Raw genomic sequence first — 21247 nt, 5'->3', positions numbered from 1 at the left:
CGCCGGGAGCGTGCGCGGCCCGCGATTCGGAGCCAACCTGAACTTGGGTCTACTCTCGGACGACCGGCCGTGATCGGAACCGGCCGTGGAGCAGAGGGAGAGGGCGATGGCGAGGGCGCGGATCGTGGATCCGGAGGAGGGCCCCAGGTCGAAGCGGGCGGCCATTCTCGTGGCCGCCGTGGAGCGGTTCGGGGAGGACGGCTACGAGAGCACCAAGTGGTCCGAGGTCGCCGACCGGGTCGGCATCGGGCAGACGGCCCTCTATCACTACTTCGAGTCGAAGGCCCACTGCCTGCTCACGATCATGCGTCTGGAGCTCCAGCGTTCCCACGACATGTTCATCGAGGCCACGGCCGATGTGACGGACCCGGTCGAGGAACTGCGCGCGGCCACCCGCTCCGCCTTCGCGGTCTCGGAGCAGGAGATCCGCCAGATGCGCATCCTCCAGGCCAACATGTCCCTGCTGGCCAACCCCCGCAAGTCCAAGCGGGAGGAGACCGAGCGCGTGGCGGCACGCCAGCTGGTGCAGATGGTCGAGCGGGACTGGACGAGCCTGCTGATGCGCGGCATGTCCCAGGGCGCCTTCCCGGTGCGGGACGCCCACACCCTGGGCCTGGGCGTGCTCGGCATGATCGTCAGCGTCTGGCGCTGGTACCGGCCGACCGGAGCGATCCCGCTTCCGGAGATCAGCGAGATCATCGAGGGATGCGTGGTGCGCATGGTCGCCGAATAGATCCCGGCTCGCTCCCGCCTCTTGTCGGGGGCGGGGCGGCCGTCTTACAGTCAAACTGAACTGAACTCAGGTTGTCTGCGGCAATGAGGAGAGCGGTCGGCAATGGTGCTTCGCGAATACATGGCCCGCATGGACGGCCAGGACCCGGAGAAGGCCCTGGACCTGGTGGAACCCGGCTTCCGATTCCTCATCGCCCTGCCGGGCGGTCAGCGCGGCGGACAGTCGCGCGAGGAGTTCGCCGCGTACATAGCCGGGCGTCAAGCGGTGGACCGTACGCACGAGATCAAGCGGTACGCCGTCGACGGCGACGTGGAGACGGCGTACGGCTTCGTCGTCGAGCAGGGGGAGACCGTCGGGGCGTTCCTGTCCGCCGTACAGGTCTCGCCCGGCGGGCTGATGGCCCGCTACCAGTCCTTCTTCACCACCGAGTTCGACCTGCTGGACCGGCCGTGACCGCGCCCGCCGCCGCGGCCCCGTTCCTGACCAACTGGTTCGCGATCCTCGACAGCGACGACGCGGACCGGATCCTCGACCTGATCACTGACGACTTCTCGTTCTCCATCCTGTTCTCCACCGGGGGCGACGGCGCGACCGACTTCCACGGCGGCCGGGCCGAGATGGAGGGCTATCTCGCCCAGCGCCAGGTGGGAGTCCGCACCCACCACTTGCTCACGGCGAGCACGGTCGGCCAGGACGAACTGTTCCTCGGCGAGGTACGGCGCTCCGGCGTACCGGAGGCCACCTTCATGGCGAGCGCCCGGCTCGACGGCGACGGCCGGGTGCGGCGGCTGCTCATCGGCCGGTCGCCCGCGGTGCTGTTCACCTGACAAGCCCGAGGAGGGCCCCATGTACAACCTGATCCTGCTGGCCGCCCGCCCACCGGAGTGGACGCACGAGCGGTTCATCGACTGGTGGCGCGGCGACCACGCCGCACTCACCCGCACCCTGCCCGGACTCAGGTCCTGGCGGCACACCGACATCGACACGGCCCTCGAACCGCGCTCCGAAGGCTGGGACGGCGTCTCCGTCCTGGGCTTCGACACCGCCGAGGACCTGCGCGGGGCGCTGGCCAGCCCCGAGTGGGCGGCCGCGGTCGCCCAGGTGGGGGACATGCGGGGCCGACGGATCGCCGTCATGGGCGGCGAGGCGGAGCTGTACGCCGGCTGATCACTCCGGTCGGTCGTGAGGAGGCGAGGAAGAGGCTGATGCGCCAGACAGTGCGGGAGTTCCAGGAACACGCCGAGAGAACCGATTTCACGGCCGTCGTCGACGACTTCGGCCGGCATGGCGCGCGCGACCTGCTGGAGCGCGCGGCTCGACTGGCCGATGCCATGACGCCGGACGGGACGCCCGGCGGGACCGTCCTGCTCCAGACCGACAACTCCTGGCGCACCGTCGCCGCGACCCTAGCCGTGGGGATGACCGGCGGTGTCCTGGCGCTGGTCAACCGGCACACCACCCAGGCGGAGTTCGCGGCCGCCCTCGAGGACATCCGCCCCGACGTCGTGATCGCCGAACCGTCCGCGGTCGGGGAATGGCAGGCGTGGCCGAGTGCGCGGGACGTCCGGACGGCCGAGGCCCTCGATGGCTGGACGGTACTCGCCGGCCACGGCCCGCGAGACGTCTCCCGCTGGTCGGGCGGCTCACTCATCGGCCTGACCTCCGGCTCCACCGGGCGGCCCAAAGGGGTCGTGCAGTCGGAGAGCGCGCTGCGCTACGCGTGCTCCCGCACCGCCGACATCAACGGGCTGCGCCAGGGCGACGCGGTGGCCGCCATCGTGCCCCTGTCCTCCACCGCCGCGTACTGCTTCGGCGTCTCCATGGCGCTGACGCTCCGCGGGCCCCTGGTTCTCAGCGGCCGGTGGGACCGTACGGAGGCGCTCACGCGGATGTCGGACAACGAGGTGCGGTGGACCATGTGCGTGCCGACCATGGCCCTGCAGATGGGCTCGGCGGCCGCCGGATCACGCGTCCTCGAAGGGGTCCGCTCCCTCACCGTCGGCGGCGGCCCGATGGACCGCGGTGCCCTCGCCCGCGCCGAACGTTCCCTGGGCACCCGGATCCTGCGGGTCTTCGGGATGTCCGAGTGCCTCGGCCACACCTCGCCGCGGCCCGACGACCCCGAGGAGATCCGCCTCGGCCGGGACGGGCGGCCGTTCCCCGGTACCGAGTTGCGCGCGGTCGCCTCCGACGGCAGCGTCCTCGGCCCCGGCCGGACGGGCCGGGCCGAGGTCCGCGGGCCCTCGCTCTTCCTCGGCTACGCGCGGGACGGCAAGGTCGAGCCGCCCGCCCTCACCCCGGACGGCTTCTTCCCGACCGGGGACCTGCTCACGAGGGGCGAGGACGGCACGGTGACCATCATGGGCCGGGAGAAGGACGTCATCATCCGTGGCGGCCGCAACCTCGACATCACCGAGATCGAACGCGCCGTCGCCGCCCATCCGGGAGTCGCCCGGGTGTGTGTGGTGCCGGTACCGGACCCGCTGCTCGGCGAACGCGCGGCCGTGCTCGTGGTCGCCGAGGACGGGGCCGACGACATCGGCCTCGAGGAGATCACCGAACACCTCGACCGCACCGGTCTCTCCAAGGCCAAGTGGCCCGAATTCGCTTTTGGCGTCGATGAGTTGCCCCAGACCACGGTCGGCAAACTCGACCGCTCCGGGGCCCGTAGGCTCGCAGGCGAACTGCACGCCCGGCTCGCCGCGGAGCCGGCACGGCAACCGCACCACCAAGGAGAGGCATGACACCCCCCACACCCCCCACGACTCCCACCCCCCGCTTCGACCGCGGCCGGTGGGCGGACGCGGGAGCCCAGACCGTACGGCCCGGTGTCCACCGCATCCCGCTCCCGCTGCCGGACGACGGTCTGCGGGCGGTCAACGTCTACGCGCTGGAAGGCCTCGCGGACGGACTGGTGCTGATCGACGGCGGGTGGTCGATCCCCGAGTCGCGCAAGGCACTGGAGGACGCGCTCGCCGGCCTCGGCCACGATCTGGGCGAGATCAGCCACATCCTGGTCACCCACATCCACCGCGACCACTACACCCAGGCCGTCGAGTTGCGCAGGCTGCTCGGCTCCCGGGTCTACCTCGGTTCGGGTGAACGGCGCGGTCTGGAGCTGCTCGGCTCGCTGGGCACGAGCCAGCCGGCCGGTTCCATCCAGACCTTGCTGCGGGCCGGTGCGCACGAACTCGCCGAGCAGGTCGCCGCGATGGACCACGGCGACTTCGACCCGAGCGTGTGGGAAGCCCCCGACCGCTGGCTGGAGGCGGAGGAACTGCGCTTCGGGGACTGTGAGTTGACTGTCATCCCGACCCCGGGGCACACCCGGGGGCACGTCGTCTACCTGGACCGGGCCCGAGGTCTGCTGTTCTCCGGGGATCACGTCCTGCCGCACATCACCCCGTCCATCGGCTTCGAACTCGGCCCGACCGCACTGCCGTTGGGTGACTACCTGGACTCCCTGCGCCTGATGACCACCCTCGCGGACGCCCGCCTGCTGCCCGCGCACGGGCCCGTCGGGGACAGCGTGCACGCCCGGGTCGGTGAGCTGCTCACCCACCACGACGACCGGCTCACCGAGACCCTCACGGTCCTCGGTGACCGTACCCTCGACGCCCACACGGTGGCGGGGGAGTTGGGGTGGACCCGGCGCAGGCTGCCCTTCGCCGATCTCAACGCCTTCAACCAGATGCTCGCCGTCAACGAGACCGCGGCCCACCTGGACGTGCTGGTGGCCCGCGGCCAGGCTCGGCACACGCGCTCGGACGGCGGGGTCGACCACTACACCGCCGTCACCGGTTAGCGCGCGGTCCAGCCCCCGTCGACGTACAGCTCCGAGCCGGTCATGAAGCTCGCGTCGTCGGAGGCGAGGAACGCCACCGTCGCCGCGACCTCCTCGGGCGTGCCGAGCCGGCCGAGTGGAGTTCCCTCGATCATCGCCGCCAACCGGGGCGTCCCGCGCCACAGTTCACGCGACCGGGGTGTCTCGACGAAACCGGGATGCAGGGAGTTGACCCGGACGCCGCGCTTCGCCCAGTGCAGCGCGGCGTTCTTCGTCATGAGGCGTACGGCGCCCTTGGCCGCGTGGTACGAGAACTGGGCGCCGAAGCCGCCGACGGTACCGAAGATCGACGCCACGTTGACCACGGAGCCGCCGCCGGAGCGCTCGATGGCCGCACCGCCGTGCTTCATGCCGAGCCAGACGCCGGTCTGGGTGACCGCGATCACCTGGTCCCAGGTCTCCTGGGTCTCCGTCTCCACGGTGCCCATCGCGGCGATGCCGGCGTTGTTCACCAGCACGGACAGCGCGCCCCGTTCGGTCATCACGCGGTCCACGACCGCCTGCCACGCCGTCTCGTCGGAGACGTCCAGGGCCAGCCCCAGCGCCCCGCCTCCCACCTCCTCGGCGAGTTTCTCGCAGCGCTCGGCGTCGACGTCGGTCACCACCACCGCGGCGCCCTCGGCCGCGAGCCGCCGTACCACCGCGTCGCCGATGCCTCCGGTGGCGCCGGTCACCAGGGCCACCCGGCCCGCCAGCCTCGCGTCCATCACGCCCACCCCGCCCTCAGCCCTTGACCCCGCGCCAGGCCAGCGCGCCACCGTCGATCACGTAGGCGGCGCCCGTGACGAACGCCGCGCTGTCCGAGGCCAGGAAGCAGGCGAGCCGCGCCACCTCTTCCGGCCGGCCCATCCGGTCCACCAGCTGCGGCGCCACCAGCTCCCGTTCCATGGCGTCGCGGTCCTCGGCCGCGGCGAAGAAGTCCTGTGCCAGCGGGGTGTCGATGACGCCGGGGCAGAAGCAGTTGCAGCGCACCGGGGCGAGGTCGACGGCGGTGACCTTCGTCAGATGGATGACGCCGGCCTTGGTGACGCCGTAGGCGGGACAGTTGGGGAAGCCGACGAGACCGGAGACGGAGGCGGCGTTGACGATCGCCGGGCCCCGAGCGGAGCGGCGCAGATACGGTGCCGCGAACTTGGTGGTCAGCCACACGGCCTTGAGGTTGACCTCGTAGACGGTGTCCCAGACGTCCTCGGGGAGTGTGTCCACGCCGTGGTCCGGGTCCGTCGTCAGCGAGGAATCGATCACCCCCGCGTTGTTGACCAGGACGTCGAGCCCGTCGAAGCGTTCGGCCGTGCGGGTCACCATGGCCTCGATGTCGTCGCGGACCCGCAGGTCGCACACGATCGCCTCGGCCTTCGCCCCGGCGGCGCGCACCAGATCGGCAGTCTCGGACGCTCCGGCACCGTTCAGGTCGGCGACCGCCACGGCCGACGCACCCTGGCGGGCCATCTCCACGGCTGTCGCCCGACCGATGCCTTGGCCCGCGCCGGTGATGAGGGCGGTCTTGCCCTCGAGTGAACCCACCATGCCGTCTGCTCCCGTCTGCCCAGAGAGTCCCGCCACGCCTGAACTAACTTCAGTTCGGTTACGAGTCTAGTTTCCTGCCGGGTGGGCGACAAGGTTTCTGCACGCGACGGAAAGGACCCGAACGAGGTCGAGCGGCCAGTGGCCGACTGCCGAGGCCACTGTCGCTGGTCGGAACTACCTGGCCCTGCGTCGGGCCGTACCCGTACCCGTGCCCGGGGCGGGCACCTGTGCCTCCTCGGGCACGAAGAAGTCGTCATCCCCGAAGGCCGGTGCCTGGAAGGGGTTCGTCGCCGGAGTCGGGGAGGCGACGGTGGCAGAGTGAGGCGCCGTTTCCGGCGCCGAGAACAGCGAGGGGAGGTCGATGAGAAGTCTTCCAATCGTTACCGGGACAGGGGGCGCGCCCGGCCTGCCGCGGCCGGGAGCAGGGGACCTACAGCTTGCTCATCTTGGTGTACGGGCTCATGATCCGCTGTTGCATCGAACCGAAGTCCACGAGCACCGCAATGCCGTCCTCGACGGCGATCGCCCGGCCGAGGCCGTAGATGTCGTGTGTGACCCGGTCTCCCACGGCGAACTCCTTGGGAGCGGGCGTGGCCGGGGCTTTGAAGGGACTGGTGGGCAAATAGCGCTTGGGTGCGGCTGGCTTTGTCATCCCCTCCAGTATGCGCCTGCGCGTAGCACGGTGGGACAGAGCGGTCGGCTCTGGGGCGGCTTCGTGGGTGCCCGGGTGGACGACAGGCGGCCGCCGGCCGGCCCGGGTCCCGTGCGCCAGGGGCTGACCCGCCGCCCCGCTCAGGTGGCCGAGTCGCTCGACTCGGCCTACGCCCGGGCGCCGACCATCCAACAGGCCGCGGTGAAGCGAACCTCTGCGCCCTGCACGTAGATGTCGAACGCGGCGCGGACCGTGTCGATGATCCGGGCGCGGGTCGGCTCGTCCACCTCGGGCAGGATCGCGCCCACCGGACCGAACCGGGTGAAGTAGCCCACCAGCTCCTTCTCGGGCAGAGCGCACGCCACGTCGACCGGCCGGACGTCGATCCCGGTCCAGCCGCCCCGCGTCAGGACGCGCTGGATCCTGTCCGGGTCCGCGAAGGCGAACTGCCCCGGCTCGTCCGGCCGGCGGGCGGGGAGATCCGGCAGGAACGGTGCCGCGGCGCGTTCGGCGGTCGTCATGAACGGGTTCTCGGCGGGACCACGCCACGTGATGAACCGGAGCCGGCCCTCGTCCGTCGCCGCACGGCGCAGATTGGAGAAGGCCCGGACCGGGTCCTCGAAGAACATGACACCGAAACGTGACATGACGGCGTCGAAGGTGGCGGGTTCGAACGCATGCTCCTGGGCGTCGGCCCGGACGAAGGACACCGGCACGTCCGCCTGCTCCGCGCGCCTCCGGGCGGCGGCGATCATCGGTTCCGAGATGTCGATGCCCACGCATCCGCCTGACGGACCGAGCCGCTCCGCGACGGTCAGCGTCGTGCCTCCGGTGCCGCAGCCGACGTCGAGCACGCGCTCCCCGGGTTCGACGGACACCGCTTCGACGAGCAGGTCCTCGAACGGCTCGAGTATCTCGTCCAGCACCCCCTGCGCCTCAACCCAGGCGTGGCCGGCGGGCCCGCTCCACCGGGCCGCCTGTTCGTCACCGGTCCTGCGCTCGCTGTCCATGATCGCCTCCTGTGTCCGTCTTCGGCTTGCCCTCATGGGGCCGAGATGACAGCGTGCTGCTTCAAGTCGACTTGAGGTCAAGAGGATGACAGATCTGGACATCGCCGAGGTGGCGCAACGCGCTGGGGTTCCCGCCTCGACGCTGCGGTTCTACGAGGAGAAAGGCCTGATCACGCCGGTCGGCAGGCGGGGCCTGCGGCGACAGTACGATCCCGGGGTGCTGGAGCGCCTGGCGCTGATCGCGCTGGGGCGCAGCGCGGGGTTCTCGCTCGATGAGATCTCCCGCGTGTTCATGCCGGACCGACAGCCGCACCTCGACCGCCGGATGCTCGCGGCCAAAGCGGAGGAACTGGACCGGCAGATCCGTGAACTGGGCGTCCTGCGTGACTCCCTGCGGCACGCGGCGGCCTGTCCGGCTCCCCGCCACATGGAATGCCCCACATTCCGTCGCCTGCTCGAAGCCGCCGCGTCCGGCGCGGTCGAACTGCCGAGGAAGCGGGCCCCGCGATCACCGTGAAACCGGCCCGCACGCTGGTGGTACGCCCCCGCGCCGACACCTCCGCGCCGACGGCCACGGGCCGCCCGGTTCAGCGTTTCAGGTAGCCGAGTTCGGCGAAGTGCCGCTGGTAGGCGTCCAGCAGGCGGTTGGCGACGGCGTACGAGTCGATCAGCGGGTGGATGGTCAGCGCCTTGACGGCGTGGGCGCGGTCGCCCGTGGTGGCGGCGTGGATGACCGCGCGTTCGACCGCCTTGACCGCGCACACCAGGCCCGTTCCGTGGTCGGGCAGCGGGGCCCCGGAGATGGGGCGGGCGCCGTTGGCGTCCACGTGGCAGGGGGCCTCGATGACGGCGTCGTCGTCGAGGACCGGGATCCGGCCGCGGTTGCGGACGTTGAGGATGAGGGTGGTGCGTTCGTCCAGGGCGATGGCCCGCATCAGGGAGAGAGCCACCTGTTCGTAGCCGCCGGACTCCAGGTCGCACGAGTCCCGTTCGCCCATGCCGACGGCCTCGCGGTTCTCGGCCATGTAGGTGGTCTCGCGCTCCAGGCGGGTGGCGTCCCAGGCGTTCCAGGCCGCGCGAGGTGCGGGCGGCTCGCCGTGGGCGGTGCCCATGGCGTCGTAGAAGCGTTGCTGCTGGGAGTGGAGGAAGGCGCCGCGGGTCTGCTCGGCGGTGCGCGCGGAGTCGACCGACTCCCGGTTGAAGTAGTAGTAGTGCAGGTATTCGTTGGGCAGCGCGCCGAGGGTGCGCAGCAGGTCCGCGCCGAAGAGTCTGCCCTCCTCGAACGAGGCCAGCGCGGCCTCGTTCGCGAACAGGGAGGGCAGCAGGTCGCGGCCCTCGACGTGCAGGCCGCACAACCAGCCCAGGTGGTTCAGGCCCACGTAGTCCAGGCGGGCGCGGGCCGGATCGGCGCCGAGCGCTCCGGCCACCCGACGGCCCAGACCCACCGGGGAGTCGCAGATACCGATCACCCGGTCACCGAGGTGGGCGGTCATCGCCTCGGTGACCATCCCGGCGGGGTTGGTGAAGTTGATGACCCAGGCGTCGGGCGCCAGGGCGGCGATGCGGCGGGCGATCCCACGGGCCACCGGCACTGTGCGCAGCCCGTACGAGATGCCACCCGCGCCCACGGTCTCCTGGCCCAGCACGCCCTCCTCCAGGGCGATCCGCTCGTCCGCCGCGCGTCCGGCGAGCCCGCCGACCCGGATGGCCGAGAACACGAAGTCGGCTCCGGTGACCGCCTCGTCCAGGTCGGTGGTGACGGTGACGACGGGCGGGTCGCGGTGCCCGGCGGACTGGTCGGCGAGGACCTTGCGGATGGTCGTCAGCCGGGAGGCGTCCAGGTCGTACAGGGTCACCTCGGTGACCCGCCCTTCGCCGTGGTCGCCCAGCAGCGCCCGGTAGACCAGCGGGACCCGGAAGCCACCGCCGCCCAGGATCGTGAGTCTCATACCTGGACCACCTCCACTCCCGCCTCGCGCAACCGGCCACAGGTCTTCTCGTCCGCGGACGCGTTGGTGACCACCACGTCGAGTTCCTCCGGCCCGCACACCCGGGCCATTCCGGTGCCGGGGAACTTGCCCGCGTCCGCCAGCAGGACCACCTGGGCGCTGGCCGCGATCATCGCCCGCTTGACGGGAACCTCGACGGCGGTGGTGTCCAGCACCTGGCCGTCGGGGCGGATCCCGCTGGTGCCGAGGAACAGCCGGTCGGCGTGGATCTGCCGCAGGTTGTCCTCGGTGAGGAAACCCACCAGGGAGCGGTAGTCACGCCGGACCACACCGCCCAGCAGGATCAGCTGGACGGCCTTGTCGTCCTGGAGTTCCTCGTAGACGGCCAGGTTGCTGGTGATCACCGTCAGGGACCGGCCGTGCAGATGGCGGGCCACCCGGTGGGCCGTGGTGCCGATGTCGAGCAGCACCGTCTCGCCGTCCCTGACGAGGTTTGCGCACCACGCCGCCAACGCGTCCTTGGCCTCCACCCGGACGCCGGCCACGTCGGCGAACGGGTCGTCCTCGTCGTCGACGGGGGCGGCACCGCCGTAGACCCGCTTGAGCAGTCCCTCGTCCTCCAGTTGGGCGAGGTCGCGGCGGATGGTGGCCTGACTCGCTCCGACCGTCTCGGCCAGGGAGACGACCGTGGCGGGCCCGTCCGCGCGCAGGGCACGCAGGATCAGCTGGTGTCTTCGGTCAGGGAGCATGCCGCAGACCATACTCGCCAGCACGCCAAACTCAAGCAAAGTCGCGCATGAATGTCTCGATTCGTGCTTGACCCTTGTCAAACCTGCTCACCGGGTGCACTCTCTTGCGTAATTCAGAGCCAGGTCCGGACCCCACTCCGGTCGGCCGAAGCGGACCAACGGCGCACTTCGCCGCCCATGGAAGCGTCGGCACCGTCTGAGAGGACCCGGTCGAACACCCCGGGTGGCTGAAGGGTTCAACCCACGCCGATGCTCTTCAGCCATCCGGCCCCCGCCGTGCCCGTCGCAGTCCCACGACTCACAGGTCCTTGCCGGACATGCCGAAAACTAGGAGAAGATCGTGGACCTTTCCCGCAGACGATTCCTTCAGGCCGCCGTACTGACGGCCGCCACGGCCGGTGCCACCGCCGCGTGCGGTGGCGGCTCCGGGTCGAGCGGCAGCAAGGACAGCAAGAACCTCACCCTCTGGTACTGGTCCGGTGGACTGAGCGACAAGGTCGTGGCGGACGCCAAGAAGCACTTCTCCGACATCAGCCTCAAGACCTCCGTGGTCGGCGGCGACTTCAAGACCAAGCTGCTCACCGGCCTGCGGGCCGCCCAGTCCGCGCCGGACATCACCGGTATCAAGGGCGAGGACATCGCCTCGTTCCTGCCCAACGCCAACCGGTTCATCGACCTGAAGACCGTCGGCGCGGACAAGCTGGTCCCGCAGTACCTGTCGTGGAAGCTGAAGCAGGCCACCAGCCAGGACGGCAAGCTCATCGGCTTCCCGATCGACATCGGCCCGTGCGCCACGTTCTACCGCGAGGACCTCTTCGCGAAGGCGGGGCTGCCCACCGACCCCGCCAAGGTCTCCGCCGAGCTGGCCACCTGGGACGACTACTTCAAGGCCGGCGTCGAACTGCACAAGGCGATACCCAAGACCTACCTGGTCAACAACATCAGCAGTGTGTTCACGATGATGATCGGCCAGGGCACCAAGCGGTTCATCGACGAGGACAACAAGTTCATCGGCGACCAGGACCACATCCGCACCGCCTGGCTCACCTCCGTGAAGCCCTACACCCTCGGCATCGACGCCAAGATCAACGACAACACCTGGAACGCCGCCATCAGCGGCGGCGCCCTGGGCACCGAGATCGGCGCCGCCTGGCACGCGCTGGACATCAGCAACGCCGCCCCGGGCACCAAGGGCAAGTGGCGGGTGGCGAGCCTGCCCGGCGGGCCCTCCAACCTCGGCGGGTCCTTCCTGGCCATCCCCGCGACCAGCGGCAACCCCGAAGAGGCCTTCAAGATCATCAGCTGGATCCTCGACCCGGAGAACCAGGCCCGCGGCTTCACCGACGCGGCCCTGTTCCCGACCGCTCCGGCCGCGTACAAGCTGCCGGCACTGACCGGGGGCGACGCCTTCTTCGGCGGCCAGAAGACCATCGAGATCTTCGGCCCGGCGGCCGAGAAGATCCCCGCCGCCTACGAGGCGCCGGCCGACGCGGCGGTCTCCGCGCCCTACTACAGCGAGCTGACCACCATCGAGGCCAAGGGCAAGGACCCCGAGCAGGCCTGGAAGGACGCGGTCAGCCAGGCCAAGCAGATCGCCCAGCGTCAGGGAGTGAAGTGACATGTCGTCAAGCCCGGTAGCCGGGCCGGCCCCCACCGGGCCGACCCCCGGATCCGACGCCGGGCCCACCGACCGGCCGACCCCGGACCGCCCCCGCGGTCAGGGGCGGCACGGCCGCCGGGTCCGGCCGGTGTCGGCCGGAACGTCACGCGGGCCTGGGCGGCGGGCCGTCAGGTACTGGCCGCAGTACCTCGCCATCTCGCCGTACTACCTGCTGTTCTCGGTCTTCATGCTCTTCCCGGTGCTCTACACGGTGTATCTGGCGTTCCAGAAGTGGGACGGCATCGGGGACATGCACTTCGTCGGGTTCCAGCAGTTCCGCTTCCTGTGGGACGACCCGGTGTTCTGGCTTTCGGTGCGCAACACCCTCGTCATCTGGGTGCTGTCCACCGTGCCGATGCTCTTCCTCGCGCTGGTGCTCGCGGTGCTGGTGAACTCGACCCGCCGTCTCACCGCCTTCTACCGGATCGCCCTGTTCATCCCCAGCATCACCTCGCTGGTGGCCATCGCGATCTTCTTCGGTGCGGTCTTCAGCAACAACTTCGGCCTGATCAACGCCATCCTCAGGTCGGTGCATGTGTCGGCCGTGCCCTGGATGAGTAACGAGTGGACGATCAAGCTGGTGATCGCGTCGCTGATGACCTGGCAGTGGACCGGCTACAACGCCATCATCTATCTGGCCGGCCTGCAGGCGATCCCCTCGGAGCTCTACGAGGCCGCGAAGATGGACGGAGCCCGCCCGGTACGGATCTTCTTCTCCATCACCATCCCGCTGCTGCGGCCCATCATCCTGTTCACCGTGGTGATCTCCACCGTCACCGGCCTGCAGTCCTTCACCGAACCGCAGGTGCTGTTCGGCAGCGAGGCGGCCACCAATCCCAACTCCGGCGGGCCGGGCCAGGCGGGCCTGACCACGTTGCTGTACTTCTACCACCAGGCCTTCGACAACAACGACTTCGGCTACGGTGCCGCGATCGTCTGGGCGTTCTTCCTGGTGATCCTGCTCATCGTCCTCATCAACTGGCGCCTGGTGCAGCGAAAGGACCGTCGGTCGTGAACAGCCAGAACCGCAACCGGCTCCGGGGACTGAGCGTTCACGTCGCCCTGATGACCGGTGTCGTCATCTCCGTGTTCCCGTTCTACTGGATCGTCGTCATGGCGACGAACACCTCGCAGGACATCTACGCCTACCCGCCGAAGCTCTGGTTCGGCGGCAACCTGATGACCAACATCCATCACCTGTTCGCCAAGATGGACTTCTTCGGGTCGATGTTCAACACTCTTACCGTGGCGGTCTGTACGACGCTGCTGGTGCTGTTCTTCGACTCGCTGGCCGCCTTCGCCTTCGCCAAGTACGACTTCCCCGCGAAGAAGTTCCTGTTCGGTCTGCTGCTGTCGATGTACATCCTGCCGACCCAGCTGGCGATCATCCCGCAGTACGAGATCATGGTGCAGCTGGGCTGGCTGGGCACCCTTAAGGCGCTCATCGTGCCCGCCGCCGCCAACGCCTTCGGCATCTTCTGGATGCGCCAGTACACCACCACCAGCGTCCCCGACGAACTGCTCGACGCCGCCCGCATCGAGGGTGCCGGATTCTTCCGCCTGTACTGGCACGTGGTGCTGCCGTGCGTCCGCCCGGCCCTGGCGTTCCTCGGTATCTACACCTTCATCGGCGCCTGGAACGACTACATCCTGCCGTTGGTGATGCTGGTCAACCCGGACCACCTCACCCTCCAGGTGGCGCTGGCACAGCTGTACGCCGGCCACTCCACCGACTACAGCATGGTGATGTCCGGAGTGCTGCTGTCGGTGATCCCGCTGGTGCTGGTGTTCACCTTCTTCGCCCGGGGTTTCATCGCCGACGCCACCAAGGGCGCCCTGCGCTGACCCCGTGGCCCGCGGGGCGTGCGGTGAGCCCCGCGGGCCTCCTGTCACCCACGTGGCCCGGCCCCGTCGTCGACTACCGTCGTGATCGCCTCGACGAGGCCCCGGCCGGTCGCCGCCCCGGCCGTGCCCGAGCACCGACAGGAGCGACCCCGTGACGTACGACGTAGCCGCCCTCCGCGCGCAGTTCCCCGCACTGCGCGCCCAGATCGCCCACTTCGACGGGCCCGGCGGCACCCAGACCCCCAGCCCTGTCATCCAGGCCATCGCCGATGTGCTGGCCGAGCCGCTGTCGAACCGGGGCCGGATCACGCCCGGCGAGCGCAACGCCGAGACCGTGGTCACCGAGAGCCGCCGGGCCATGGCGGATCTGCTGGGCGCCGAGCCGTCCGGGATCGTCTTCGGCCGCAGCGCCACCCAGCTCACCTACGATTTCTCCCGCACCCTCGCCATGACCTGGTCGCCCGGTGACGAGGTGGTCGTCACCCGCCTCGACCACGACTCCAACATCCGCCCCTGGATCCAGGCCGCCGAGCGGGCCGGTGCCGTCGTGCGGTGGGCCGACTTCGACCCCGCGACCGGCGAGCTGACCGTCGAGGACATCCGCGCCGTGCTCTCCGAACGGACCCGGCTGGTCGCTGTCACCGCCGCCTCCAACCTGATCGGAACGCGGCCCGCGACCGCCGCGATCTCCCGTGCGGCGCACGAGGTGGGGGCGCTGCTGTACGTCGACGGCGTGCACCACACCGCTCACTCCCTGGTCGACGTCGAGCAGCTCGGCGCGGACTTCTTCGTCTGCTCCCCGTACAAGTTCCTCGGCCCGCACCACGGCGTCCTCGCCGCCCGGCCGCGGCTGCTGGAGAGCCTGCACCCGGACAAGCTGCTGCCCTCCACGGACGCGGTCCCGGAACGCTTCGAACTCGGCACGCTGCCCTACGAGTTCCTCGCGGGCACCCGCGCCGCGGTCGACTTCCTCGCCGGACTCGACACGAGCGCCGCGGGTACCCGCCGGCAGCGGCTGGTCGCCGCGTACGCGGCGCTGGACGAGCACGAGCGAGTCCTGCGGGGGCGGATCGACGCGGGACTGGCCGCCCCGGAGCAGGTCACGGTGCACTCCCGGGCCGCCGACCGTACCCCCACCGTGCTGCTGACCTTCGAGGGGTACAGCACCACGGACGCGTACCGCTTCCTCGCGGACCGCGGTGTCCAGGCGCCCGCCGGGACCTTCTACGCCCTCGAAGCGTCTCGCCGCCTGGGCCTCGGGGACACCGGCGGCCTCCGCGTCGGCCTCGCGCCCTACAACGACACCGACGACGTCGACCGGCTCCTGGCGGGCCTGTCGGAGTTCCTGCGAGTGGGGCCCGGCTCGTCCGACTGACCTGAGGGGTGTCGCGTGGATCATGCCGTGCGCCGCGCCTAGGAGCGCCGCCGGCCGCGGCGTCGCGGTCCTCCGTTGTGCTGTGTCCCGTCCGCCTGGGCGATCTGCATCTCGAACGCCTCCCGCGCGACAGGGCTGTCGGACGGCAGCACGGCCATCTCCCGCAGCTCCTGCGCCTGAACCAGGGTGCCTGCCGCCTTGCTGTTCTCCGGGGCGTGCAACAGGCGGACACGGCCGTCGCCCGAACCCCGCCTGCCCACCGGGGCCACCGCGCCATGGGTGCCGTCGGGCAGGGTCACCCACAACTTGAAGTCGGAGTAGCGGAAGTAGTCCGCGCCCTTGACCGGCCAGGGGTAGTGGTGTTCGCCGGGGGTCCTGGGCAGGATCCCCTGGTGGTCCCCGCGGTTGAGGGGCACGCACGAGTTGAAGAGGGAGTCGGTCCACGCCTCGACCCCGTCGGCGTCCGTGATCGGCGTGCGCAGCAGCTCGCGGGCCTCTTCGTATCCCAGTGCCTCGAGGGCGGGCAGGGTGAGGGGGAAGGCGTCCACGAGGTCAACCGCGAGGAGGCGCAGCCGGTCGACCTTCTCCGGGTCCGCGCAGAACTGCATGCTCCACTCGATGCCGGCTATGGCGCGGTACATGCGCCAGCCGTCCCGCCCCTTAACCCACAGGCTGCCGCCGTGGTGCATCTCCCAGTGCTCGGAGCCGGCGGGCCGGGGACCGTAGGGCAGGTCCTCGTCGCTCATCTCGGCGAGGATCTTCTGCACCGTCGCCTTCGCGGCCCGGAAGAACGACGACTCCTTGCGCCCGGGATGTTCGACGAGCTGGATTTTCCAGGGGTGGTTCTCCGTCTCGGTTCCGGCGAGCCGGATGGTGTCGGGCAACCGAGATCTGATGGCGGAAGCGATACGGGTCATGGCGACCTCCTCGCACCGGTCGCGCGGGCTCGCGGCGGGTCCGCGGCGCCGGGTGCCTCTGCTTCCATCGTCCCCCTCGGACGACGTGACGGCGAGCCCAGAAGCAGTTGACGGCGCAACAGGTGAAGGATCAACGGTCGGGCGGGCTCAGGCGCAGGGTGAGGATCTGGAAGGGCCGCAGCCGAAGCCGGACGGTGCCGTCCGTGACCTGATGGCTCGTGGTGTCGTCGAGGGGTCGTTCCAGCAGGTCCGTGGCGGTGGCGGCGGCGAGGGGGAAGCCGGGGGTGAGGGTGGCGCGGGCACGGACGCCGAGGGCCTCGTAGAGGCGGACGACGACATCGCCGGACTGGTCGTCGGCGAGCTTCACGGCCTCGACGACCACCCCCTCGTGGTCGACCGACACCAGCGGAACGACGGGCGTGCTGCCCGGCCGCGCGCGCTCGGGCAGGTTGAGGCGGTAGCCCTCACGCATAGCCTCGGCGACGTCGGCGCCCACCACCAGGGCGTAGCTGAACCGGTGGGTGCCCTGGTCGGCGTCCGGGTCGGGGAAGCGGGAAGCACGCAGCAGCGAGAGCCGCAGGGTGGTCGTCGTCCCGCCGTCGGGACGTACGTCACGGGTGACCTCATGGCCGTACGTCGAGTCGTTGACCAGCGCGGCACCCCAGTCGCGCTCTCCGACGTGCAGGAAACGGTGGGCGCAGATCTCGAACTTGGCGGCGTCCCAGCTGGTGTTGGTGTGGGTGGGGCGCTCGACGTGCCCGAAGGGGATCTCGGCGGTGGAGTGCGCGGCGCGTACGTCGAGCGGGAAGGCGGCCTTGAGCAGCTTCTCCCGCTCGTGCCAGTCGACCACGGTGTCGATCGCCAGCCGCCGCGAGCCGGCCGCCAGGGTCAGGGTCTGCTCGATGCGGGAAGCACCGAAGGCACGGACGACGCGGACACCGCCACCGGCCGCGGTGACCGACTCGGCGTCGGTGAGGTCGCGCACCGTGTTGCGGTAGAAGACGTCGATGTCCCAGGCGTCCCACTGGTTGGGGAAGTCCTGGTGCACCTGGAGCAGGTTGGCGACCGCGCCCGGCGCCAGCGCCTCACGCTCGGCGGCCAGGTCGTAGGCGGAGGTGACCAGGCCCCGCCGGTCGACCCGCACCCGCAGCAGGCCGTTGTCGAGGACGAAACCGTCACCGTCCGCGGCTGCCGGTACGGGCGGGTCGGGCTCGTCGGTGCGCAGTGTGGCGCCGAGCGCGGGCACGCCGCCGCGTGCGTGCGGGGCGGCGTTGAAGACGACCGTGCCGCGGGCGGGCCCGGCGAGGGCCCGTTGCGCGTCCGCGACGATCCGCTCCAGCTCCCCGGCGACGGCGGCGTACGTCTCCTCGGCCTCCCGGTGCACCCAGGCGATCGAGGTGCCCGGCAGGATGTCGTGGAACTGGTGCAGCAGGACCGTCTTCCACAGCCGGTCCAGGGCCTCGTACGGATAGGGGTGCCCGTGCCGCACGGCGGCGGTCGCCGCCCACAACTCGGCCTCGCGCAGCAGGTGTTCGCTGCGCCGGTTGCCCTGCTTGGTGGCGAGCTGACTGGTCAGGGTGCCGCGGTGGAACTCCAGGTACAGCTCGCCGGACCACACCGGCGCGCCGCCGTTCGCCTCGTACTCGGCGTGCGCACGCTCGAAGAAGGCGGCGGGTCCCTCCATGACGACCCGGGGCGAGCCCTCCAGATCGGTCAGCCGGGCGGCGCGCGCCAGCATCTCGCGGGTGGGGCCGCCGCCGCCGTCGCCGTAGCCGAAGGGGATCAGTGAGTGGTCGGCGCCGCCCTTGTCCTGGAAGTTGCGCTCGCTGTGGGCGATGTCGGCGCCGGACAGGTCCCCGTTGTAGCTGTCGACGGGCGGGAAGTGGCTGAAGACGCGGGTGCCGTCGATGCCCTCCCACCAGAAGGTGTGGTGCGGGAACTTGTTGGTGGTGTTCCAGGAGATCTTCTGGGTGAGGAACCAGCGCACCCCGGCCAGCTTCATCAGCTGCGGCAGGGCCGCGTTGTAGCCGAAGGTGTCCGGGAGCCACATCTCCTCGGTCTCGACGCCGAACTCCTCCAGGTAGAACCGCTTGCCGTGGACGAACTGGCGGACCAGCGACTCGCCGCCGGTGAGATTGGTGTCGGGCTCCACCCACAGACTGCCCGAGGGCAGGAACTGTCCGGTCTTCGCCTTCTCCTGGGCACGGGCGTACACCTCGGGGCGGTGCTCCTTGAGCCAGGCGAGCTGCTGGGCCTGGGACATCACGAACCGGAACTCGGGGTGGTCGTCCATGAGTTGGGTGACGTTGGAGACGGTGCGGGCCACCTTGCGGACCGTCTCGCGCAGCGGCCACAGCCAGGCCGTGTCGATGTGGGCGTGGCCGACCGCGGAGATCCGGTGCGCGCCGGCACTAGCCGGTGCCGCCAGCGCCGGGGCCAGCACCTCGCGCGCCGCCGCCGCGGTGCCGCCGACGTCCTGGAGGTCGACCGCGTCCAGGGCGCGTTCGACCGCCCGCAGGATCTGCCAACGGCGGGTGGAGTCCAGTGGCAGTTCGAGCATCAGCTGCCCCAGGACGTCCAGGTCCTGGACGAGTTCGTGGACCGTCCGGTCCACCACCGCCAGGTCCAGCCGCCGCAGCCGGTACAGGGGTTCGCCCGGATCGGCGTTCGCGTCCCGCAGCCAGGGCGCCCGCCCGCCGACCTCGGTGGGACCGAAGGTGAGGTGGTCGGGCGCGGTGTGCATGACGACCGGGTTGGCGGCGGCCTCGACGTACCGCACGAACTCCTCCCCGCCGACGGCCGATTCGGTGACCGGCAGCCAGGTGTTGCGCGGGTTGAGCGCCTTCACCGCGGTGCCGTCCGCCCGGTAGACCAGGCCCTCCGCGGAGAAGCCGGCGGAGTGGGTCGCGAAACCCAGGTCGAGCACGGCCTCGACGGGCAGCCCCGCCCACTCCTGCGGGATCACCCCGCCGACCCGGAACCAGCTCGTGGACCAGGCGGGACCCCACCGGTCACCGACCCGCGCCGGACGGTAGGGAGCCGTCAGGCCGTCACGGACAGGCACGGGCTCACCGGCGACGTCCCAGACCTCGACCCGCAGAGGGACCGACCGGGCGTGGACGGCGGGCCGTATACGTTCGTTCAGCACCCTGGCGAGCCGCTGCTCGGTGACTTCACGGTCGTTGTGCATTGGACTGTCTTCTCCAGCCGTGCCTAGGAGGGTGGTGGGGGGGAGGCCGACAGGCCGAGGGCGGTCAGCCCTTGAGCGCACCGCCGAGGGCGAAGCCGCCGCCCAGCCTGCGGGCCAGCAGCAGGTAGAGCATGACGACGGGCAGGGAGTACAGGATGGAGAAGGCGGACAGTTGCCCGTACTGCGTCTGGTCGTGGGCACTGAGGAAGGTGAACACGCTGACGGAGGCGGGAAGTTTCTCCGGGGACAGCAGCAGGATGAAGGGGACGAAGAAGTTCCCCCACATGCCGATGAAGGTGAAGATGGTGACCACGACGACGCCGGGCCGCATCAGCGGCAGGACGACCCGCCACAGCACCTGCGGGGTGTTGGCGCCGTCGATCCGCGCGGCCTCCTCCAGCACCAGGGGCACACCGTCCATGAAGTTCTTCATCAGCCAGATCCCGAACGGCAGCGCCGAAGCGGCCAGGAACAGCGTGGTGCCGGGCACCGAGTCGATGAGGTTCACCTGCACGAACATGCTGTAGACCGGGATCATCACGGCGGTGATGGGCAGGCCGGTGGAGAACAGGATCGTGTACAGGAACGGCCGGCGCAGTCGGGAGCGGTAGCGCGACAAGGGATAGGCGGCCAGGAAGGACGCCGTCACCGTCGCCAGGGTCGCGAATCCGCACAGCAGCAGGCTGTTGAGCAGGGGCCGGTAGGTGGTGTCGGCGTTGAGCACCGCGTCGAAGTTGCCGAGGGTGAGCGACGACGGCCAGTGCAGCCGGAAGCTGTTGGTGTTCGAGACCGAGGCGAGGAGCATCCACAGCAGCGGCAGGACGTACGTCACCGACACCGCCAGCAGGACGGCGTTGACCGCGATGCGGCCGGTAAGTGAGCGGCGCCGGTGTGAGGCCTGGGGGGCCGTCGCGGCGGTCCGCCGACCGGACGGGGCGCGGGAGGAGGTGAGAACGGCCATCAGTCACCCTCCAGTCTGAGCAGCCGGATGTAGACGAGGGAGAACAGGGCACCGACCACCAGCAGCACCAGGGCGATGGCGGTGCCGTAGCCGATGAGGCTGTTCTGGAAGGCCTGTTGGTACATGAAGATGGGAAGGGTCTCGCTCTTGTTGCCGGGCCCGCCGCGGGTCATCGTGTAGATGAGTCCGAACACGGAGAGCGTCTGCAGCGTGATCAGCATCAGGTTGGTCAGGATGGACGGCCGGATGACCGGCAGGACCACCCGCCACAGCCGCTGCCAGGGGCCCGCGCCGTCCATTTCGGCCGCTTCCACGAGCTCCTGGGGGACGTCGTTGAGGGCCGCGGAGAAGACCATCATCGAAAAGGCCGTGCCCCGCCAGACGTTGGCCAGGCAGACGGCCAGGATCGGCATCGTGTAGAGCCAGTTCTGCTGCGGCAGGTGCAGGGCGGAGAGAATCGAGTTGAGTGAGCCCTGGTTGTAGAAGAACGCGTACATCAGGTAGCCGGCCACCACCTCGGGCAGCACCCAGGCGGCGATGACGACACCGTTGGTGAGTGCCCGCACCCGCTTCTCGGCCCGTTCCATCAGGACGGCCAGCGCGAGCCCCAGGGTGTTCTGGCCGACGACGGCGGAACCCACCACGAACACCAGGGTCAGCCAGACCGCGTTCAGGAAGTCGGCGTCCCCGAAGGCCCGGGTGAAGTTGTCCAGGCCCACCAGGTGGGTGCCGGCGGCGCCGGTGAGCTGCATGTCGGTGAACGCGTAGTACACGCAGTACGCGATCGGGCCCGCCAGGAAGACCGCCAGCAGGACCACCGACGGGAGCATCGGCA

Annotated in this window: 21 protein-coding genes; 11 read left to right on the top strand and 10 right to left on the bottom strand. The window is 70.3% G+C overall.

Going from position 1 to position 21247, the window contains the following annotated elements:
• Positions 1–106: 106 nt before the first annotated feature.
• From ACFYRY_RS04060 to ACFYRY_RS04035, 6 genes are all read left to right on the top strand, one after another.
• A complete protein-coding gene (locus ACFYRY_RS04060) occupies positions 107–733 on the top strand; it encodes a TetR family transcriptional regulator (protein ID WP_389139692.1) in 627 nt (208 codons plus the stop codon).
• A 102-nt stretch (positions 734–835) separates the two neighbouring features.
• Positions 836–1186 (top strand): nuclear transport factor 2 family protein, encoded by a 351-nt coding sequence (locus ACFYRY_RS04055; RefSeq protein WP_389139690.1) that lies wholly within the window; start codon positions 836–838, stop codon positions 1184–1186.
• Positions 1183–1560 carry a nuclear transport factor 2 family protein gene (locus tag ACFYRY_RS04050; protein ID WP_389139688.1) on the top strand — a complete coding sequence of 126 codons (378 nt, stop codon included), beginning with the start codon at positions 1183–1185 and terminating at the stop codon, positions 1558–1560. The genes ACFYRY_RS04055 and ACFYRY_RS04050 overlap by 4 nt, the downstream gene beginning before the upstream one ends.
• A 19-nt stretch (positions 1561–1579) precedes the next feature.
• On the top strand, positions 1580–1900 hold the full coding sequence (locus tag ACFYRY_RS04045; protein ID WP_389139686.1) for an EthD family reductase: 321 nt from the start codon (positions 1580–1582) through the stop codon (positions 1898–1900).
• A 38-nt stretch (positions 1901–1938) separates the two neighbouring features.
• Positions 1939–3477: a class I adenylate-forming enzyme family protein gene (locus ACFYRY_RS04040; protein WP_389139685.1), complete on the top strand. Its 1539-nt coding sequence runs from the start codon at positions 1939–1941 to the stop codon at positions 3475–3477.
• The gene (locus ACFYRY_RS04035) at positions 3474–4538 is read left to right on the top strand and encodes an MBL fold metallo-hydrolase (protein ID WP_389139684.1); all 1065 of its coding nucleotides are present in this window, start codon (positions 3474–3476) and stop codon (positions 4536–4538) included. Before ACFYRY_RS04040 ends, ACFYRY_RS04035 begins: the two co-directional genes overlap by 4 nt.
• On the opposite strand, the gene ACFYRY_RS04030 is transcribed toward ACFYRY_RS04035, so the two are convergent.
• The 4 genes from ACFYRY_RS04030 to ACFYRY_RS04015 all read right to left on the bottom strand — a co-directional run bounded on the left by ACFYRY_RS04030 (position 4535) and on the right by ACFYRY_RS04015 (position 7766).
• Positions 4535–5284, bottom strand: coding sequence for an SDR family NAD(P)-dependent oxidoreductase (locus ACFYRY_RS04030; RefSeq protein ID WP_389139682.1), 750 nt, complete (start codon positions 5282–5284; stop codon positions 4535–4537). The two genes, ACFYRY_RS04035 and ACFYRY_RS04030, sit on opposite strands and share 4 nt — an antisense overlap.
• A gap of 16 nt (positions 5285–5300) precedes the next feature.
• Positions 5301–6104, bottom strand: coding sequence for an SDR family NAD(P)-dependent oxidoreductase (locus tag ACFYRY_RS04025; protein ID WP_389139680.1), 804 nt, complete (start codon positions 6102–6104; stop codon positions 5301–5303).
• Between the two features lie 430 nt (positions 6105–6534).
• Positions 6535–6756, bottom strand: coding sequence for a hypothetical protein (locus ACFYRY_RS04020; protein ID WP_389139678.1), 222 nt, complete (start codon positions 6754–6756; stop codon positions 6535–6537).
• A 167-nt stretch (positions 6757–6923) separates the two neighbouring features.
• Positions 6924–7766 (bottom strand): class I SAM-dependent methyltransferase, encoded by an 843-nt coding sequence (locus ACFYRY_RS04015; RefSeq protein WP_389139676.1) that lies wholly within the window; start codon positions 7764–7766, stop codon positions 6924–6926.
• An 85-nt stretch (positions 7767–7851) separates the two neighbouring features.
• Here ACFYRY_RS04015 and ACFYRY_RS04010 point away from each other — a divergent pair, with 85 nt between their 5' ends.
• Positions 7852–8283, top strand: a complete 432-nt coding sequence (locus tag ACFYRY_RS04010; protein WP_389139674.1) for a helix-turn-helix domain-containing protein — start codon at positions 7852–7854, stop codon at positions 8281–8283.
• Between the two features lie 70 nt (positions 8284–8353).
• On the opposite strand, the gene ACFYRY_RS04005 is transcribed toward ACFYRY_RS04010, so the two are convergent.
• Positions 8354–9715, bottom strand: a complete 1362-nt coding sequence (locus tag ACFYRY_RS04005; RefSeq protein WP_389139672.1) for a 6-phospho-beta-glucosidase — start codon at positions 9713–9715, stop codon at positions 8354–8356.
• On the bottom strand, positions 9712–10464 hold the full coding sequence (locus ACFYRY_RS04000) for a DeoR/GlpR family DNA-binding transcription regulator (protein WP_356775801.1): 753 nt from the start codon (positions 10462–10464) through the stop codon (positions 9712–9714). Before ACFYRY_RS04000 ends, ACFYRY_RS04005 begins: the two co-directional genes overlap by 4 nt.
• Positions 10465–10804: 340 nt before the next feature.
• Here ACFYRY_RS04000 and ACFYRY_RS03995 point away from each other — a divergent pair, with 340 nt between their 5' ends.
• The 4 genes from ACFYRY_RS03995 (at position 10805) to ACFYRY_RS03980 (ending at position 15344) form a co-directional block, all read left to right on the top strand.
• Positions 10805–12082 carry an extracellular solute-binding protein gene (locus tag ACFYRY_RS03995; protein WP_389139670.1) on the top strand — a complete coding sequence of 426 codons (1278 nt, stop codon included), beginning with the start codon at positions 10805–10807 and terminating at the stop codon, positions 12080–12082.
• 1 nt (position 12083) lies between these two features.
• Entirely contained in the window at positions 12084–13139 is a 1056-nt protein-coding gene (locus tag ACFYRY_RS03990; RefSeq protein ID WP_389139668.1) for a carbohydrate ABC transporter permease, read from the top strand.
• A gap of 50 nt (positions 13140–13189) precedes the next feature.
• Entirely contained in the window at positions 13190–13969 is a 780-nt protein-coding gene (locus ACFYRY_RS03985; RefSeq protein WP_389141066.1) for a carbohydrate ABC transporter permease, read from the top strand.
• A gap of 151 nt (positions 13970–14120) precedes the next feature.
• Entirely contained in the window at positions 14121–15344 is a 1224-nt protein-coding gene (locus tag ACFYRY_RS03980) for a cysteine desulfurase-like protein (RefSeq protein WP_389139666.1), read from the top strand.
• A gap of 38 nt (positions 15345–15382) precedes the next feature.
• Here the strand turns inward: ACFYRY_RS03980 and ACFYRY_RS03975 are convergent, their stop codons facing one another.
• The 4 genes from ACFYRY_RS03975 to ACFYRY_RS03960 form a co-directional block, all read right to left on the bottom strand.
• Positions 15383–16261: a DUF6424 family protein gene (locus ACFYRY_RS03975; protein ID WP_389139664.1), complete on the bottom strand. Its 879-nt coding sequence runs from the start codon at positions 16259–16261 to the stop codon at positions 15383–15385.
• Positions 16262–16391: 130 nt separating this feature from the next.
• Positions 16392–19451 carry an alpha-mannosidase gene (locus ACFYRY_RS03970; protein ID WP_389139662.1) on the bottom strand — a complete coding sequence of 1020 codons (3060 nt, stop codon included), beginning with the start codon at positions 19449–19451 and terminating at the stop codon, positions 16392–16394.
• Positions 19452–19515: 64 nt separating this feature from the next.
• Positions 19516–20412, bottom strand: coding sequence for a carbohydrate ABC transporter permease (locus ACFYRY_RS03965; protein ID WP_389139660.1), 897 nt, complete (start codon positions 20410–20412; stop codon positions 19516–19518).
• Positions 20412–21242, bottom strand: a complete 831-nt coding sequence (locus ACFYRY_RS03960; RefSeq protein ID WP_389141064.1) for a carbohydrate ABC transporter permease — start codon at positions 21240–21242, stop codon at positions 20412–20414. Before ACFYRY_RS03960 ends, ACFYRY_RS03965 begins: the two co-directional genes overlap by 1 nt.
• Positions 21243–21247 lie beyond the last annotated feature (5 nt).

It is taken from the genome of Streptomyces sp. NPDC005263 (assembly GCF_042872365.1).
Lineage (GTDB): Bacteria > Actinomycetota > Actinomycetes > Streptomycetales > Streptomycetaceae > Streptomyces.
Note: the sequence above shows the minus strand (reverse complement) of the source record. Positions and strands in the feature narration are given on the sequence as shown.

Excerpts from the sequence above, each read along its gene's own strand:
- ACFYRY_RS04010 (WP_389139674.1), top strand. The coding sequence starts at position 7,852 with ATGACAGATCTGGACATCGCCGAGGTGGCGCAACGCGCTGGGGTTCCC.
- ACFYRY_RS04020 (WP_389139678.1), bottom strand. The coding sequence starts at position 6,756 with ATGACAAAGCCAGCCGCACCCAAGCGCTATTTGCCCACCAGTCCCTTC.
- ACFYRY_RS04015 (WP_389139676.1), bottom strand. The coding sequence starts at position 7,766 with ATGGACAGCGAGCGCAGGACCGGTGACGAACAGGCGGCCCGGTGGAGC.
- ACFYRY_RS03985 (WP_389141066.1), top strand. The coding sequence starts at position 13,190 with ATGACCGGTGTCGTCATCTCCGTGTTCCCGTTCTACTGGATCGTCGTC.
- ACFYRY_RS04045 (WP_389139686.1), top strand. The coding sequence starts at position 1,580 with ATGTACAACCTGATCCTGCTGGCCGCCCGCCCACCGGAGTGGACGCAC.
- ACFYRY_RS04000 (WP_356775801.1), bottom strand. The coding sequence starts at position 10,464 with ATGCTCCCTGACCGAAGACACCAGCTGATCCTGCGTGCCCTGCGCGCG.
- ACFYRY_RS04040 (WP_389139685.1), top strand. The coding sequence starts at position 1,939 with ATGCGCCAGACAGTGCGGGAGTTCCAGGAACACGCCGAGAGAACCGAT.
- ACFYRY_RS04060 (WP_389139692.1), top strand. The coding sequence starts at position 107 with ATGGCGAGGGCGCGGATCGTGGATCCGGAGGAGGGCCCCAGGTCGAAG.
- ACFYRY_RS04055 (WP_389139690.1), top strand. The coding sequence starts at position 836 with ATGGTGCTTCGCGAATACATGGCCCGCATGGACGGCCAGGACCCGGAG.
- ACFYRY_RS03990 (WP_389139668.1), top strand. The coding sequence starts at position 12,084 with ATGTCGTCAAGCCCGGTAGCCGGGCCGGCCCCCACCGGGCCGACCCCC.
- ACFYRY_RS04025 (WP_389139680.1), bottom strand. The coding sequence starts at position 6,104 with ATGGTGGGTTCACTCGAGGGCAAGACCGCCCTCATCACCGGCGCGGGC.
- ACFYRY_RS03960 (WP_389141064.1), bottom strand. The coding sequence starts at position 21,242 with ATGCTCCCGTCGGTGGTCCTGCTGGCGGTCTTCCTGGCGGGCCCGATC.
- ACFYRY_RS04005 (WP_389139672.1), bottom strand. The coding sequence starts at position 9,715 with ATGAGACTCACGATCCTGGGCGGCGGTGGCTTCCGGGTCCCGCTGGTC.
- ACFYRY_RS04030 (WP_389139682.1), bottom strand. The coding sequence starts at position 5,284 with ATGGACGCGAGGCTGGCGGGCCGGGTGGCCCTGGTGACCGGCGCCACC.
- ACFYRY_RS04035 (WP_389139684.1), top strand. The coding sequence starts at position 3,474 with ATGACACCCCCCACACCCCCCACGACTCCCACCCCCCGCTTCGACCGC.
- ACFYRY_RS03965 (WP_389139660.1), bottom strand. The coding sequence starts at position 20,412 with ATGGCCGTTCTCACCTCCTCCCGCGCCCCGTCCGGTCGGCGGACCGCC.
- ACFYRY_RS03970 (WP_389139662.1), bottom strand. The coding sequence starts at position 19,451 with ATGCACAACGACCGTGAAGTCACCGAGCAGCGGCTCGCCAGGGTGCTG.
- ACFYRY_RS03975 (WP_389139664.1), bottom strand. The coding sequence starts at position 16,261 with ATGACCCGTATCGCTTCCGCCATCAGATCTCGGTTGCCCGACACCATC.